Source organism: Pseudomonas khavaziana, assembly GCF_036704165.1.
Taxonomy (GTDB): domain Bacteria; phylum Pseudomonadota; class Gammaproteobacteria; order Pseudomonadales; family Pseudomonadaceae; genus Aquipseudomonas; species Aquipseudomonas khavaziana.
In genome coordinates this window covers 1-16,138 of sequence record NZ_CP129946.1, presented here as the reverse complement: position 1 = coordinate 16,138, position 16,138 = coordinate 1, and the positions used below count along the sequence as shown (strand labels likewise).

Annotated in this window: 15 protein-coding genes; 9 read left to right on the top strand and 6 right to left on the bottom strand. The window is 60.4% G+C overall.

Annotation, left to right across the window (positions count from 1 at the left end):
* Positions 1 to 154: 154 nt before the first annotated feature.
* Entirely contained in the window at positions 155 to 1,297 is a 1,143-nt protein-coding gene (locus QYQ93_RS00075) for an MFS transporter (protein ID WP_043046879.1), read from the top strand.
* Positions 1,298 to 1,340: 43 nt separating this feature from the next.
* Here the strand turns inward: QYQ93_RS00075 and QYQ93_RS00070 are convergent, their stop codons facing one another.
* Both QYQ93_RS00070 and QYQ93_RS00065 read right to left on the bottom strand, forming a co-directional pair.
* Entirely contained in the window at positions 1,341 to 2,909 is a 1,569-nt protein-coding gene (locus tag QYQ93_RS00070; protein WP_043046880.1) for a phospholipase D family protein, read from the bottom strand.
* A 62-nt stretch (positions 2,910 to 2,971) separates the two neighbouring features.
* Complete coding sequence (locus QYQ93_RS00065; protein WP_043046881.1) at positions 2,972 to 4,396, bottom strand: PLP-dependent aminotransferase family protein; 1,425 nt, start codon at positions 4,394 to 4,396, stop codon at positions 2,972 to 2,974.
* Positions 4,397 to 4,562: 166 nt separating this feature from the next.
* On the opposite strand from QYQ93_RS00065, the gene QYQ93_RS00060 reads away from it, so the two are divergent.
* Positions 4,563 to 4,787 (top strand): DUF1127 domain-containing protein, encoded by a 225-nt coding sequence (locus QYQ93_RS00060; protein ID WP_043046882.1) that lies wholly within the window; start codon positions 4,563 to 4,565, stop codon positions 4,785 to 4,787.
* Here the strand turns inward: QYQ93_RS00060 and QYQ93_RS00055 are convergent, their stop codons facing one another.
* Positions 4,788 to 6,080, bottom strand: a complete 1,293-nt coding sequence (locus QYQ93_RS00055; protein WP_338475994.1) for an FAD-binding oxidoreductase — start codon at positions 6,078 to 6,080, stop codon at positions 4,788 to 4,790.
* Positions 6,081 to 6,195: 115 nt separating this feature from the next.
* Here QYQ93_RS00055 and QYQ93_RS00050 point away from each other — a divergent pair, with 115 nt between their 5' ends.
* Entirely contained in the window at positions 6,196 to 6,549 is a 354-nt protein-coding gene (locus QYQ93_RS00050) for a YkgJ family cysteine cluster protein (protein ID WP_043046884.1), read from the top strand.
* Between the two features lie 45 nt (positions 6,550 to 6,594).
* On the opposite strand, the gene QYQ93_RS00045 is transcribed toward QYQ93_RS00050, so the two are convergent.
* Positions 6,595 to 7,083, bottom strand: a complete 489-nt coding sequence (locus tag QYQ93_RS00045) for an Lrp/AsnC ligand binding domain-containing protein (protein WP_003176896.1) — start codon at positions 7,081 to 7,083, stop codon at positions 6,595 to 6,597.
* A gap of 156 nt (positions 7,084 to 7,239) precedes the next feature.
* Between QYQ93_RS00045 and dadA the strand changes: the two genes are divergently transcribed.
* From dadA to QYQ93_RS00015, 6 genes are all read left to right on the top strand, one after another.
* The gene (gene dadA, locus QYQ93_RS00040) at positions 7,240 to 8,541 is read left to right on the top strand and encodes a D-amino acid dehydrogenase (protein WP_217880757.1); all 1,302 of its coding nucleotides are present in this window, start codon (positions 7,240 to 7,242) and stop codon (positions 8,539 to 8,541) included.
* Positions 8,513 to 8,866, top strand: coding sequence for a RidA family protein (locus tag QYQ93_RS00035; protein ID WP_057011419.1), 354 nt, complete (start codon positions 8,513 to 8,515; stop codon positions 8,864 to 8,866). The genes dadA and QYQ93_RS00035 overlap by 29 nt, the downstream gene beginning before the upstream one ends.
* A 79-nt stretch (positions 8,867 to 8,945) precedes the next feature.
* Positions 8,946 to 10,019 (top strand): alanine racemase, encoded by a 1,074-nt coding sequence (alr, locus tag QYQ93_RS00030; protein WP_043046887.1) that lies wholly within the window; start codon positions 8,946 to 8,948, stop codon positions 10,017 to 10,019.
* 116 nt (positions 10,020 to 10,135) lie between these two features.
* The gene (locus QYQ93_RS00025; protein WP_005792468.1) at positions 10,136 to 10,684 is read left to right on the top strand and encodes a cupin domain-containing protein; all 549 of its coding nucleotides are present in this window, start codon (positions 10,136 to 10,138) and stop codon (positions 10,682 to 10,684) included.
* 181 nt (positions 10,685 to 10,865) lie between these two features.
* The gene (locus tag QYQ93_RS00020) at positions 10,866 to 11,276 is read left to right on the top strand and encodes a c-type cytochrome (RefSeq protein ID WP_043046888.1); all 411 of its coding nucleotides are present in this window, start codon (positions 10,866 to 10,868) and stop codon (positions 11,274 to 11,276) included.
* A 137-nt stretch (positions 11,277 to 11,413) separates the two neighbouring features.
* Positions 11,414 to 13,336 carry an acetyl-CoA hydrolase/transferase C-terminal domain-containing protein gene (locus tag QYQ93_RS00015; protein WP_338475992.1) on the top strand — a complete coding sequence of 641 codons (1,923 nt, stop codon included), beginning with the start codon at positions 11,414 to 11,416 and terminating at the stop codon, positions 13,334 to 13,336.
* Positions 13,337 to 13,498: 162 nt separating this feature from the next.
* Here QYQ93_RS00015 and QYQ93_RS00010 read toward each other — a convergent pair whose 3' ends face one another.
* Together QYQ93_RS00010 and rep are read right to left on the bottom strand one after the other, a co-directional pair.
* Positions 13,499 to 14,071, bottom strand: coding sequence for a xanthine phosphoribosyltransferase (locus QYQ93_RS00010; protein WP_043046890.1), 573 nt, complete (start codon positions 14,069 to 14,071; stop codon positions 13,499 to 13,501).
* Positions 14,072 to 14,128: 57 nt separating this feature from the next.
* Complete coding sequence (rep, locus tag QYQ93_RS00005; protein WP_043046891.1) at positions 14,129 to 16,138, bottom strand: DNA helicase Rep; 2,010 nt, start codon at positions 16,136 to 16,138, stop codon at positions 14,129 to 14,131.

Below are 16,138 nucleotides of genomic sequence, written 5' to 3'. Positions count from 1 at the left end.
CCTGCAGGCACACCGCAGGCAAATGTGGGAGGGGGCTTGCTCCCGATAGCTTGGTATCAGCCACCGCATCTGGTGGCTGATACCAAGCTATCGGGAGCAAGCCCCCTCCCACACTGTTTTGTGTGAACCTTTAAATCTCCACAGGAGCGTGGCAATGCGTTGGGCGACTTACTTCGCCGTCTTGGCATCGGTACTCAGCGTTGGCCTGGCCCTGGGCGTCAGCATGCCGTTAGTGTCACTGCGCCTTGAAAGCTGGGGCTACGGCAGTTTCGCCATTGGTGTGATGGCGGCGATGCCGGCGTTCGGCGTCTTGCTGGGGGCCAAGGTTTCCAGTCGAATGGCGTCCTGGCTCGGCACCGCGAACCTGATGCGTCTATGCCTGTGGGCCGGGGCGGTGTCCATCGGCCTGCTGGCGATCCTGCCCAGCTACCCGGTGTGGCTGGTGCTGCGATTGATGATCGGGGTAATCCTGACCATCGTATTTATCCTCGGCGAGAGCTGGATCAACCAGTTGGTGGTGGAGCAGTGGCGTGGCCGCCTGGTGGCGCTGTATGGCTGCACTTATGCCTTGAGCCAACTGTCGGGGCCATTGTTGCTCGGCCTGATGGGCACTGACCACGACTACGGTTTCTGGGTGGGCGTGGGCCTGTTGGTGGTGGCGCCGCTGCTGTTGCTGGGGCGTTCCGGGGCACCGACGGCGGATGCGTTCAGTGTCACGTTCAGCGAGCTGTGGCGGTTCTGTCTGAGCCTGCCGGCGATTGCCTGGGCAGTGGCATTATTCGCTGCGTTTGAAGCGATGATTCTGACGTTGCTGCCAGTGTACTGCCTGCAACAGGGCTTCACTGCCGAAATCGCCTTGGCGATGGTCAGCACGGTGGTGGTGGGTGATGCGCTGTTGCAATTGCCCATTGGTGCGCTGGCCGACTACCTGCCACGGCGCACGCTGTTCCTGGGCTGTGCGCTGCTGTTGCTGGCGTCGAGCCTGGCGGTTCCGCTGCTGATGCACACACTATTGATCTGGCCAGTGTGGGTGCTGTTCGGTGCCAGTGCCGGCGGATTGTTTACCCTGTCGCTGATTTTGATTGGCGAACGTTACCGCGACGATGCGCTGGTGCGCGCCAATGCTCATGTGGCGCAGCTGTGGGGCATTGGCTGCCTGGTTGGGCCGCTGGTGGCGGGGGCGGGCAGCCAGTGGATCAGCGGGCATGCGTTGCCGTTGCTGATGGCAGTTGGGGCGTTGGGGCTGGTGGTGTTGCTGCTGCGCCAGGGGGCGTTTGGAGCAGCTCAACCGGTCTGAACTTGTGGGAGCAGGCCCCCTCCCACAGTTGACTTCGTTGGTCTTAGAGCATGCGTTCCAGGCCAATTGAAGTGGCGAACCAGGCATTGAACCTGCGCCACCAACTGCCCGGCTCACGGGTCAGGGTGTGCAGTTGGCCGTTGTCCTCGGTCACCCACACTATCTGGCCATCCTGCAGTTTCGCCTCGTAGCTCAACGCCGGCGCCATACCTTGCAGTGCCAGGTTGCGCACGTGTTCTGCCAGCTCGGGGCTGTCTACCATCACGCCGACTTCGGTGTTCCACAGAACCGAGCGCGGGTCGAAATTGAAAGAGCCGATAAATGACTTCTTTCGATCGAAGATCATCGCCTTACTGTGCAGGCTGGAGTCCGAGCCCTGGAAGCTGCCTCGACGAAACAAGTGTGGGCCGCTACCTGCGCTTGGATCGCCCGGTTGCCGGCGTAGCTCGTAGAGTTTCACCCCGTGCTCCAGCAATGCCTTGCGATAGGGCGCGTAGCCGCCGTGCACGGCCGGTACGTCGGTGGCTTCAAGGGAGTTGGTCAGCAGTCTTACCGAGACACCCGCATCGGCGCGCCCCGTCAGGTACACCAGTCCGGAAGGCCCCGGAACGAAATACGCCGAAATCATGATCAACTCTTGGCTGACCCCTTCCAGTTCCGGTGCCAGTTGGGTGGTGAGCAACAGGCGCGGGTCAGGGTCAGCCTTGGCCAGTACTTTGCTCGGTGCGTCCCACAGCGCCTGGTTCCAGGCCCAGATCAGCTCGCGACGCCAGATGTCCATGCGCGGCTGGGTTTGGTAGGTACGCAAGCGGTTATACAAGGCATGGTTCTGCTGTCGCGATTCGGCCAGTGATGCTTCCAGGCGCATGCGGGCAGTAGCGAGGTCGAGCCTGGAGGGCTTGTTGGAGACGAACTCGTCGATCGGCTTGCTCAGGGCGCTGTTCCAGTACTGGTCGAAACTGTGGCCTAACTGCTCGGCCACCGGCCCGACACTGAGCATGTCGATATCGGTGAAGTTCAGGTTGGGCTCGGCGTCGAAGTACTCATCGCCCAGGTTGCGCCCGCCAACGATCGCCACGCTGTTGTCTGCCAGCCACAGTTTGTTATGCATGCGCCGATGTTGCAGCGACAGGTCGAACGCACGCGCCAGGGTCCGCGTGATGCCGGTGCTGCGGCCCAGGTGCAGGGGGTTGAACAGGCGAATCTGGATCTGAGGGTGGGCGGCGAGGGTCGCGATAACCTGATCGAGGCCGCCGCTGGTGGTGTCATCCAGCAGGATGCGCACGCGCACCCCGCGGTCAGCCGCCTTGAGCAGTTCATCCACGAGCATGCGCGTGCTGATGCCGTCGTGCACGATGTAGTACTGCAGGTCGAGGCTGGTCTGGGCGTTGCGGATCAACTCGGCGCGAGCCATGAAGGCTTCGCTGCTGTTGGGCAGCAGGCGGAAGCCCGAACGCCCCTGGTACGGCGCTGCCTGGGCCTGGATCGAGCGGCCGAATGACGATTGCGTCGCCGGCAGGGCATCGCTGGGAATGCGCGGTACGCTGACCGTCGTGCAGCCACCCAGGGCCAGGGCTCCCAACAGGAAAAACGGTAAAAGCCGTCGAATCATCAAGGGAGCTGCTTCCAGATCAGGGCGTTTGTCGGCATATGACGGCAATTGAGCGGGAAAGGTCAGTCGGCCGTTTCTGCCAGCAGTTTGCTTGCGGCGGCGCCGACCTTGCGCACGGCCTCTTCAATCTGTGGCGTTGGCTTGGCAGCGTAGTTCATGCGCAGGCAATTACGATACTTGCCGGAGGCAGAAAAGATACTGCCTACAGCGACTTGCACCCCTTGTTCCACCAGCACACGGTTGAGCTTCAAGGTGTCGAAGCCCTCCGGCAGTTCGATCCACAGCATGAAGCTGCCCTGAGGACGACTGGCGCGGGTGCCGGCGGGGAAGTAGCGGCTGACCCAGTCGATCATCAAGTCGCGATTACGCTGGTATTGCGTGCGCATCTTGCGCAAATGTGGCTCAAAGTAGCCGCCTTTTAGAAATTCGGCGATTGCGATCTGCGGCTGGGTTGCGGTGGAGCCGGTGCTGATATATTTCATGTGCAGCACTCGTTCCAGATACCGACCGGGGGCCACCCAGCCAATGCGCAGGCCCGGCGCCAGGGTTTTCGAGAATGAGCTGCACAGCAGCACGCGGCCATCTTCGTCGAAGGATTTGATCGTGCGCGGGCGCGGGTAGCTGTAGGCCAGTTCGCCATACACATCGTCTTCGATGATGGCCACGTCGAAGCGTTGGGCCAGGGTCAGCAGTGCGCGTTTACGCGCCTCCGGCATGATGTAGCCCAACGGGTTGTTACAGTTTGGGGTGAGCTGGATGACTTTGATTGGCCACTGCTCCAGCGCCAGCTCAAGGGCCTCGAGGCTGATGCCGGTGATTGGGTCAGTGGGGATTTCCAGGGCTTTCATGCCCAGGCCCTTGAGGGTCTGCATGGCGCCGTGGAAGCTGGGTGAGTCCACCGCGACGATATCCCCAGCCTCACAAATCGCATGGATGCTGGCGGACAGCGCTTCGTGACAACCGGTCGTGATCACGATGTCTTCGGCGCTCAATTGGCAGCCGGAATCCAGTGACAGACGGGCGATTTGCTCGCGCAGTTCCATACAGCCGAGGATATTGTCGTAATACAATCCCGGCATGTCCTGGCGCCGACTCACCCGGGCCAGGCTGCGTAATAGTGGCTTTAGGGTGGGCGACAATACATCTGGCATGCCCCGCCCCATCTGTATGACGTCCTTGCGCGGCACTGCACGAATCAGCTCAAGCACCTGGTCCCACTGGGAGATGTCCACTGGTCGCTGAGCCGGGCGACCGACCTCGGGCAGCGCAGGCAGCTCTCGACCGACGGGCACAAAATAACCAGACTTGGGTCTAGGCGTGGCCAGGCCGTTGTCTTCGAGCAACCGGTAGGCTTGCTGCACGGTGCTCAGGCTGACCCCGTGTTCAACACTCAATGCCCGTACCGAAGGCAATCGGTCCCCTGGACGATAGAAGCCCTGCTCAATGCGAGTGCCGAGCAATTCGGCCAGGTTGACGTAGAGGGTCATGGTGGTCACTCCCGAAGGACCAGTACAGATAGGGCGAAAATACAGGATTCAGCCAAGCGCGTGCAGTATCTGTATGGATTTAATAAGAACAGGTTGAATCTGTAATGGTTTTTTCCACTCGCGCATTCTAGTCACTCAAGGCAATACGCCAATGAGGGGCAGTAAAATGGACGGTATGAGCGATGTGCGACTGGCGTTACGCAGTCAGGAACTGGAAGCGGAGCAGGAGCGGACGATAACTGCGCCGACCGATAATCGGTGGGGGTTGTTCTGGCGTCGTCGTCATACACGCAAAGCCCTGCTGGACCTGACCACTGCGCAATTGCGCGACGTTGGGCTTACCGCAGAACAGGCGCGCCATGAAGGTTTGAAATCCTTCTGGCGCGATTGATCAGACCAGTTCCTTGAGGCGGTGCCAGAGCATCCCCAAGGCCAGCAGGGGCGAGCGCAGGTGTTTGCCCCCGGGGAAGGTGATGTGTGGCACTTGGGCGAACAGGTCGAAGCGCCCTTGCTGCTCGCCGCTGATGGCCTCGGCCAACAGCTTGCCCGCCAAGTGGGTGGCGTTGAGGCCGTGACCGGCGTAGGCCTGGGCGTAATACACGTTGGGGTGATCGGCCAGGCGACCAATCTGGGGCAGCCGATTGGCACCGATGCCGATCATGCCGCCCCATTGGTAGTCGATCTTCACCTCGGCCAATTGTGGGAACACCTGCAACATCTTCGGCCGCATATAGGCACCGATGTCCTTCGGGTCCCGACCGGAATAGTGGCAGGCGCCACCGAACAACAGGCGGCGGTCAGCGGACAGGCGGAAGTAGTCCACCGTCACGCGTTGGTCGCACACGGCCATATTCTGCGGCAGCAGGTTAGCGGCTTGCGCCTGGCTCAAGGGTTCGGTGGCGATGATATAGCTGCCGGCGGGCAGCACCTTGCCGCTTAGTTGCGGGTTTAGCCCGTTCAGGTAAGCGTTGCAAGCGAGCACCAGGGTCTTGGCGCACACACTGCCTTGGGCCGTGTGCACCTTGACCTCGGGGCCGTAGTCGATGCGGGTCACTTCTGATTGTTCATACAGTTTTGCGCCCAACTGCTGTGCGACGCCGGCTTCACCCAGCGCAAGGTTCAGCGGGTGCAGGTGGCCTGAGCCCATGTCGATCATGCCGCCGAAATAGCGGTCGGAGCCGATCACGCTGCCCATCTCGCTGGCTTGCAGCAGGCGCACCTCATGGCGATAGCCCAGGCTGCTCAGCTCTTCGGCGTCTTCGGCCAGGCCCTGCAGGTCACGCGGTTTGTTGGCCAAATCGCAGTAACCCCAGGTCAGGTCGCATGGAATCTGGTAGCGCTCCACACGCTCGCGCACGATCTCCACGGCTTCCAGGCCCATCAGTTTCATCTGGCGCACGCCGTCGCTGCCAATCACGTTGGTGAATTGGTCCAGCCCGTGGCCGACACCGCGAATCAACTGGCCGCCATTGCGCCCGCTGGCACCCCAACCCATCTTGCGAGCCTCCAGCAACACCACACTGAAGCCGCGCTGGGCCAGTTCCAGGGCGGTATTGAGCCCGGAGAAACCACCGCCGATCACGCACACATCGGCACGCACATCGCCGGTCAACGTCGGGTAATCCGGTTGCGGCACGCTGCTGGCGGCGTAGTAGGAATCGGTGTGCCGGGCGCTGGCGGTCATGGGGAGCATCCCTGTCTGGAAAATTTGACGCAGGATACAGCGGTCGGACGAAGCTGTCTGCGCAGGGCGTTTTGCGTCAGAATCCACGCCTATTCGCGGTTCGGTGTGTGTTTCGATGAGTTGCAACAGGCAGAAAATCAGCGCGCTGCGTCGACAAATTCCTTCGTTTGAGTGCGTCCCAGGTTGTCACGACTGCTGTGGGCCGGTGACCACGTCGCCTGAGGAAATGTCGCGCCTGCCGCGCAAGACCGCCGCCGAGCAGGAGGCGGCCATGGATGAGCTGAATTGCGTGCACCTGGGGCCCAACGGTTGCACGGTGTATGACGAGCGGCCGCTGATCTGCCGGTTGTTTGGCACCACCAAGACCTTGCCGTGCCCCAATGGACGGGGGCCGGTGGAGCTGATTCATCCAAGGGTCGAAAAGCAGATCCATGAGTACATGGCGAGCACCCGGCAGGTATTGGTCTAGCGGGATGCACGGTCAATGTGGGAGCAAGCCCCCACATTGTGTCATTCAATCCGGAATCGGCAGGTTAAGGCTCTCTTTCACCTCTTCCATCACGATATAGCTCTTGGATTCGCGCACATGGGGCAGCTTGAGCAAGATATCGCCGAGCAATTTGCGGTACGAAGCCATTTCGGAAATCCGCGCCTTCACCAGATAGTCGAAGTCCCCTGACACCAGGTGGCACTCCAGCACATGGGGCAGTTTCAGCACCGCCCGGCGAAATTCTTCAAAGGTATCGCCGGACTTGTAATCGAGGCTGATCTCGACAAATACCAGCAAACTTCCCTTCAAATGCTGGGGATTGAGCCGCGCGTTGTAGCCCATGATGATCCCCTCGCGCTCCAGGCGTCGCACTCGCTCGGTACAGGGAGTGGTGGACAGCCCGACCTTTTCCCCCAACTCCGTGAACGAAATACGCCCATCGGTTTGCAGGATGCGCAGGATATTGCGGTCGATCTTGTCCAGCTCCCGCTTGGTCTGGGTGTTGGTACGCATAGGGGATACGCCTCTGTGAAAAGGGTTTTTGCCGAGAATTGTCGCCAAATATAGGCATTTATATAGTGAAATGCACTGGTGATTGCTTTTTATACTGCGCCCATCATTGCTCGAATAACACACGTCAGCGGCTAAGCCCGTGATGAGGATATAAAAATGCGCGTTCTGGTCTTGGGTAGCGGCGTCATTGGGGTAACCAGTGCCTACTATTTGGCGCGGGCCGGCTTCGACGTTGTCGTGGTCGATCGTCAGCCTGCCGCTGCTATGGAAACCAGTTTCGCCAACGCCGGCCAGGTCTCTCCTGGCTACGCATCCCCATGGGCTGCGCCGGGCGTGCCGCTCAAGGCCATCAAGTGGCTGTTGCAACGCCACGCGCCGCTGGCGATCAAGGCCACCGCCGATATCGATCAATACCTGTGGATGGCGCAGATGCTGCGCAACTGCACGGCCAGCCGCTATGCGGTGAACAAGGAGCGCATGGTGCGCCTGTCCGAGTACAGTCGTGACTGCCTTGACGAGTTGCGCGCCGAGACCGGCATTGCCTACGAAGGCCGTAGCCTCGGTACGACCCAGCTGTTCCGCACCCAGGCCCAGCTCGACGGTGCCGCCAAGGACATCGCCGTGCTGCAGGAGTCCGGCGTGCCCTTCGAACTGCTTGATCGCGCCGGCATTGCCCGGGTTGAACCGGCCCTGGCCAGCGTCACGGATATCCTCGCCGGTGCCCTGCGTTTGCCGAATGACCAGACTGGCGACTGCCAGATGTTCACCACGCGCCTGGCTGATATGTGCAAGCAGTTGGGTGTGGAGTTCCGCTTTGAGCAGGACATCCAGCGTCTCGACTACGCGGGCGATCGCATCAACGGTGTGTGGATAGACGGCAAGCTGGAAACCGCCGACCGCTACGTCCTGGCCCTTGGCAGTTATTCGCCGAAGCTGCTCAAGCCATTGGGGATCAAGGCACCGGTATACCCGCTCAAGGGCTACTCGCTGACCGTGCCGATCACCAACCCGGCCATGGCACCGACCTCGACTATTCTCGACGAGACCTACAAAGTCGCGATCACCCGTTTCGACAACCGCATTCGTGTTGGTGGCATGGCTGAAATAGCCGGTTTTGACCTGTCGCTGAAGCAGCAAAGACGTGAAACCCTGGAGATGATCGTCAACGACCTTTATCCTCAGGGCGGCGATTTGGCCCAAGCCAGTTTCTGGACCGGCCTGCGCCCGACCACGCCCGACGGCACGCCGATTGTCGGTGCGACCCCATTCAAGAACCTGTTCCTGAATACCGGCCACGGCACGCTCGGTTGGACCATGGCTTGTGGCTCCGGTCGCTTGCTGGCCGACCTGATAGCCAGGAAAACCCCGCAGATCAGCGCCGCAGGCCTCGATATTTCCCGTTATGGCAACCACCAGGAGTCCGCAAAACATGTCAATCCAGCGCCAGCTCATCAATGAGCGCATGAGCCAGATCGTTGTCCACAGCGGTACCGTGTATCTGGCGGGGCAAGTCGGCGACGACATGAGCGCCGGGATTGAACAGCAGACCCGTGAAACCCTGGCCAATATCGAGCGTCTGCTGGACCTGGCCGGCACTGACAAGAGCAAGTTGCTGTCGGTGACGATCTATTTGAAAGACATCGACGCTGACTTCGCCGGCATGAACGCGGTATGGGACAAGTGGCTGCCCAAGGGCGTCGCCCCGGCCCGGGCCACGGTTGAAGCCAAGCTCTGCGAGCCGCAAATCCTGGTCGAGCTGTCCGTCGTGGCTGCGCTGCCTTAATAACGATCCCTCTCCCGGCGCCGACGCTGTTGGTCGGCACCGGTTTTTTCTTCACCTTGCTGCCTAGAAGCCCGCCGCCATGCGTCCAGCCCGTGCCCTGATCGACCTCCAGGCCCTGCGCCATAACTATCAACTGGCCCGTGAAGTCACGGGGGCCAAGGCCCTCGCCGTGATCAAGGCCGACGCCTACGGCCATGGTGCCGTGCGTGTGGCGCAGGCGTTGGAAGCCGAGGCCGACGGGTTTGCCGTGGCGTGCATCGAGGAAGCCCTGGAATTGCGTGCTGCCGGCATTCGCGCGCCGGTGCTGCTGCTGGAAGGGTTTTTCGAGGCCGACGAGCTGCCGCTGATCATCGAGCATGACCTATGGTGCGTGGTGCATTCGCTGTGGCAGTTGGACGCCATCGAACAGGCCCGCCTGAGCAAGCCGTTGACGGTGTGGCTCAAGCTGGACTCGGGCATGCACCGTGTCGGCCTGCATCCCAAGGATTACCAAGAGGCCTATCAGCGCCTGCTGGCCAGCGGCAAGGTCGCCAAGATCGTATTGATGAGCCACTTCGCCCGCGCCGATGAACTCGATTGCGTGCGCAGTGATGAACAGGTGGCCGTATTTGAAGCGGCGCGAAAAGGCCTGGCGGCCGAAGTCAGCCTGCGCAATTCGCCGTCGGTGCTGGGCTGGCCGACGATGACCAGCGACTGGGTGCGCCCGGGCATCATGCTCTACGGTGCAACGCCATTTGGTGAAGACCAGGCGCTCGCTGCCCGTTTGCAGCCAGTGATGACCCTGGAGTCCAAAGTTATCTGCGTACGCGAGCTACCAGCCGGTGAGCCCGTGGGCTATGGCGCCAAGTTCGTCACGCCCAAGCCGATGCGTGTTGGTGTAGTTGCCATGGGCTATGCCGACGGCTACCCGCGCCATGCGCCAACCGGCACGCCAGTGCTGGTGGCGGGCCAGCGCAGCCAACTGCTGGGGCGTGTGTCCATGGACATGCTCTGTGTCGACCTCACCGACGTACCCCAGGCGGGCCTTGGTTCCACTGTGGAACTGTGGGGCAAGACTATCCTCGCCAGTGACGTCGCCGTGGCCGCTGAGACCATTCCTTACCAGATCTTCTGCAACCTGCGCCGAGTGCCACGGCTCTATTTCGGGGCTTAGCCGTCGGCTACGAACCAAGCTGTCCGGGATTTAGGCCCAAGTGTTGTAAATACTGAACGCTGTCGCCATGATAACGCTCAATTACAACAAAGCCTGAATCCTAGGAGGCTCCTGCATTGGACGTCGGCGAACGACTGCAATCCATCCGTAAACTCAAAGGTCTTTCCCAGCGTGAGCTCGCCAAGCGTGCGGGCGTCACCAACAGCACCATTTCGATGATCGAGAAAAACAGCGTCAGCCCCTCGATCAGCTCCTTGCGCAAGGTGCTGGGCGGTATTCCCATGTCCATGGTCGAGTTCTTTTCCGAGGAGATCCTCCAGGAAATACCGACGCAGATCGTCTATAAAGCCAATGAGCTGATCGACATCTCCGACGGTGCCGTCACCATGAAACTGGTGGGCCGGGCACACCCGAGCCGGGCCATTGCATTTCTCAACGAAATCTACCCGCCGGGCGCCGACACAGGTGAAGAAATGCTCACCCACGAAGGCGAGGAAACCGGGATCCTGCTGGAGGGTCGCCTGGAACTGGTGGTCGGTCTTGAAACTTTTGTGCTCGAAGCTGGCGATAGCTACTACTTTGAAAGCACCAAGCCTCATCGTTTTCGCAACCCGTTCGACGTGCCGGCGCGACTAATCAGCGCAGCCACGCCCGCGAACTTTTAACAGAAGAGGCGTCCTGCCAACGTTGTAGAGGCGCCCGTGCAGTATTCCGCGAGGTTGAATCTCCCTTTATTTAATAGGGTTGTTTCGGCCAGGCGGGCTAACCGTTATACTTTCGCCGCCTGCGAAACCGTGGCCGCGGGCGTGAATAGCCACCATTGAGGGTGAACGCGTGAACCTAATTATGAAAATGCTGGCTGCACCAGCAACCGTACTGGCCCTATGGGCTGTCAGCGCTCAAGCTGCGACCAACGATGACATTGCCAAACGCCTGGAGCCTGTGGGCCAGGTGTGCGTCCAGGGCCAGGAGTGCAAGGGCATGGAAGTCGCCGTGGCGGCGGGTGGTGGCGGTGCGAAAACCCCAGACGAGATTATCGCCAAGCATTGTAACGCTTGCCACAGCACTGGCTTGCTGGGAGCACCGAAAATCGGTGATACCGCTGCCTGGAAAGAGCGCGCCGATCATCAGGGCGGCCTCGACGGCATCCTGGCCAAGGCCATCACCGGTATCAACGCCATGCCACCAAAAGGCACCTGCTCTGATTGCTCGGATGAAGACCTCAAAGGTGCCATCAAGAAGATGTCTGGTCTGTAATCAGCCATCTTCGCCAAAAACGCCGCTTACGAGCGGCTTTTTTGTGCGCGCGATTTGTGTTTCGAGGCTGTTCATTGCAGCAAAGACCCGGCAAGCTCGGTCCAACTCCAATTCATGGAATGTTCGGGAGCAGTCGGATGGTGCAGTTGTGTTCAATCGAGCAAGCAGTTGACGACGTATTGGCGCGGTTGCCGGCGCATATCCACATGGGTATGCCCCTAGGCCTGGGCAAGCCCAACCTGTTTGCCAATGCGCTGTACCGGCGCATCGCCAAGTTGCCGGAGCGGGCGCTGACGATCTACACCGCGTTGAGCCTGGGTCGGCCAACCTTGGGCGATGGCTTGCAGAAGCGCTTCCTCGAACCTTTCATCGAACGGGTGTTTGGCGACTATCCCGAGTTGGATTTTCTCGCCGACCTGCATAAAGACAGCCTGCCGAAGAACATTCAGGTGCAGCAGTTTTTCATGCAGCCAGGCAGCCTGCTCCACAGCACGTCGGCGCAGCAGGATTACGTCAGCAGCAACTACAGCCATGCCGCCCGCGACATCAATGCTGCCGGCCTGAACCTGGTGGCGCAACTGGTTGCCAGCAGCGCCGAGCATCCCGACCGCCTGAGCCTGAGCTGCAACCCGGATATCACCCTCGACCTGCTGCCGATGATCGCCAAGCGCCGCGAAGCCGGGGAAACCATCCTCGTTGTCGGCCAAGTCCACAGCGATCTGCCCTACATGCATGGGGATGCCGAACTGGGTATGGACGCCTTCGACTACCTGCTCGATGAAAAAGACAGCACCACGCTGTTTTCCACGCCAAACATGCCGGTGGGTTTCCAGGATCATTTTATCGGCTTGCATGCCAGCACCCTGGTGCGTGACGGCGGCACCTTGCAGATCGGCATCGGTTCCATGGGCGATGCGCTGACCGCCGCGTTGCTGGCGCGCCAGGCCGATAACGAAGCCTACCGGTTGTTGCTGACGGATCTGGACGTGTATCAGTGGGCGCCGTTGATCAGCCGTGAAGGCGGTGTTGAGCCTTTTGCCCGGGGCCTTTACGGTTGCAGCGAGATGTTCGTCAACGGCCTGCTGGTGCTGGCGGATGCCGGGATTATCCGGCGCAAGGTGTACCCGGATGTGGCGACCCAGGCGCAGGCTAATGCCGGCTTGCTGGATGATGCGGCCCAGCCCGATGGCGTGTCGATCCATGGCGGTTTCTTTCTCGGGCCACGCAGCTTTTACCAGCGCTTGCAGGAAATGACCCACGCCAAGCGCCTCGAATTCAACATGACGGGCATCAGCTATATCAACGAGCTATACGGCCAGGAAGAACTCAAGCGTTTGCAGCGCCTGGATGCGCGATTTATCAACAGCGCAATCATGGTGACACTGCTCGGTGCAGGTGTGGCTGACCAATTGGAAGACGGTCGCGTGCTCAGCGGTGTTGGTGGGCAATACAACTTTGTGGCCCAGGGGCATGCGCTGGAAGGTGCGCGTTCGATCCTGATCCTGCGCAGTTGGCGCGAGGCGGCAGGGGAGGTCAGTTCCAATATCGTCTGGGAGTACGGCCACTGCACCATTCCCCGGCATCTGCGGGATATCGTCATTACCGAGTACGGCATTGCCGATTTGCGGGGTCAGACGGATACCAAGGTGATCGAAGCGCTGCTGAATATCACCGACTCACGCTTCCAGGGCGATTTGATCGAACAGGCGCAAAAGGCCGGCAAGTTGCCCAAGGATTTCCAGCTGGATCCGCGCTTTGGCGAAAACACGCCGGAACGGCTGCAGGCAATTCAAACCAGGCACCGACGACTCTTTCCTGAATACCCGCTGGGCAGTGATTTCACAGATGAAGAGCGGGATTTGTTGCGGGCGTTGAACTGGCTCAAGAGCAAATTCAAGCTGACGGAGATTCTGGAGCTGGGCAAGGCGGCGCTGGATGCACCGGAGCCGCAGGCGTTTCCCGAGCATCTCAAGCGCATGCGCTTGGACCAGCCAGAGGGATTGAAGGAAGACTTGTACCAGCGCCTGCTGCTCGCGGGCCTACAGGCCACCGCGCACTAACAAACACCCTGAACCCAATGTGGGAGGGGGCTTGCTCCCGATGGCGGTGTATCAGTCACCAAATAAGTTGGCTGACCCACTGCTATCGGGAGCAAGTCGAATCGTCGCACCGCCCCTCCCACATTTTAAACTGTGTTCACTCGGTATTTGCTGTGGAGCAAATTACTCGATGAAGGTGACCACACCACCGCTCAACGACTTCACCCGCGCCAGCGATTCAACCCGGTAACCCTGCGCATCCAACTCTGCACGCCCACCCTGGAACGACTTCTCGATCACAATGCCCAGGCCGGCCACGGTCGCGCCCGCTTGCTTGATGATCGAGATCAGCGCCTGGGACGCCTTGCCATTGGCCAAGAAGTCATCGATCACCAGCACGCGGTCACTGCTGGTCAAGTGGCGCGGGGAGATCGCCACGGTGCTCTCGGTTTTCTTGGTGAAGGAATACACCGTCGCCGACAGCAGGTTTTCCGTCAGGGTCAACGACTGCTGCTTACGGGCAAAGATCACCGGCACGCCCAGGTTCAACCCGGTCATGATCGCCGGGGCGATGCCCGAGGCCTCGATGGTGACGATCTTGGTGATGCCCGAGTCCTTGAACAGCGCGGCGAATTCGTCGCCGATCAGTTTCATCAGCGCCGGGTCGATCTGGTGGTTCAGAAAGGCATCGACCTTCAGAACCTGATCGGAAAGCACGATGCCTTCTTCGCGAATTTTCTTGTGCAGTGCTTCCACGGAAACTTCCTCTGATGGCGCAACAGGCGCCGAAAGTAGATTGAAAAGTAGTCGATTCTAGCGCTTTAACATCGCGCGTATATCCGCCAAGGCGGTGTTGCCGCGTACGGCCTTCACCTCGGTGGGTGTGTCGTCGTTGCCTTCCCAGGCCAGGTCATCCGGCGGCAACTCGTCGAGGAACCGGCTGGGGGCACAATCGATGATTTCGCCGTATTGCTTACGCTTGGCGGCGAAGGTGAAGGCCAGGGTCTGACGCGCGCGGGTAATGCCCACGTAGGCCAGGCGCCGTTCTTCCTCGATGGTGTCGGCTTCGATGCTGGAGCGGTGCGGGAGGATTTCCTCTTCCATGCCCATGATGAACACGTAAGGGAATTCCAGGCCCTTGGAGGCATGCAAGGTCATCATCTGCACACCTTCGGCGCCGTCTTCCTCTTCCTGCTGGCGCTCGAGCATGTCGCGCAGTACCAGCTTGCCGATGGCGTCCTCGACGGTCATTTCGCCGTCTTCGTCTTTTTCCAGGGTGTTTTTCAGCGCCTCGATCAGGAACCAGACGTTGCCCATGCGGTAATCCGCGGCTTTGTCGCTGGAGCTGTTGGTGCGCAGCCAGTTCTCATAGTCGATGTCCATGACCATGCTGCGCAGGGCACTGATCGGGTCTTCGCCGGCGCATTGCTCGCGGACCTTGTCCATGAAGCGCTTGAAGCGCGACAGGCGGTCAGTGAAGCGCGTATCCAGATGTTCGCCCAGGCCGATTTCGTCGGTGGCGGCATACATGGAAATCTTGCGTTCAGTGGCGTAGTTGCCGAGCTTTTCCAGGGTGGTGGAGCCGATTTCCCGACGCGGCACGTTAATCACGCGCAAGAAGGCGTTGTCGTCGTCCGGGTTCACGATCAGCCGGAAGTAGGCCATCAGGTCTTTCACTTCCTGGCGCCCGAAAAAGCTGTTGCCGCCCGAGAGGCGATACGGCACCTGGTGGTGTTGCAGTTTCAGCTCGATCAGCTTGGCCTGGTAGTTGCCGCGGTACAGGATCGCAAAATCGCTGTAGGGCCGATCGGTGCGCAGGTGCAGGCTGAGGATTTCCACGGCCACACGCTCGGCTTCGGCATCCTCGTTGCGGCAGCGGATCACGCGGATCTCATCGCCATGACCCATCTCGCTCCACAGTTGTTTTTCAAACTCGTGGGGGTTGTTGGAGATCAGCACGTTGGCGCAGCGCAGGATGCGACTGGTGGAGCGGTAGTTCTGCTCCAGCATCACCACTTTCAAGGAGGGGTAGTCGACCTTGAGCAGCATCAGGTTTTCCGGGCGGGCGCCGCGCCAGGCGTAGATCGACTGGTCGTCGTCGCCCACCACGGTGAACTGGTTGCGCGTGCCGATCAGCAATTTCACCAGCAGGTACTGGCTGGCGTTGGTGTCCTGGTATTCGTCCACCAGCAGGTAGCGCACCTTGTTCTGCCACTTCTCCAGGATGTCCTGGTGTTCCTGGAACAGCTTGACCGGCAGCAGGATCAGGTCGTCGAAGTCCACGGCGTTGAACGCCTTGAGCGTGCGCTGGTAGTGGGTGTAGACGATGGCGGCGGTCTGTTCCTTGGGGTTGCGTGCGGCTTCCAGGGCCTCGGCGGGCAGGATCAGGTCGTTTTTCCAGGCGCCGATCATGTTCTTGATCTCGTCGACGCCGTCGTCGCCCGCGTATTCCTTCTGCATGATGTCGGTCATCAGGGCCTTGACGTCGGTCTCGTCGAAGATCGAGAAGCCCGGCTTGTAGCCCAGCCGCACATGCTCCTTGCGGATGATGTTCAGGCCCAGGTTGTGGAAGGTACACACCGTGAGGCCACGGCCTTCGCCGCCTTTGAGCAAGGTGCCGACCCGCTCTTTCATTTCCCGCGCCGCCTTGTTGGTAAAGGTCATGGCGACGATGTACTGGGCACGGATGCCGCAGTTCTGGATCAGGTGCGCGATTTTGCGGGTGATCACGCTGGTCTTGCCGGAGCCGGCGCCGGCGAGCACCAATAGAGGGCCGCCGACGTAGTTCACGGCTTCTTGCTGCCGGGGATTGAGTCGGGACAT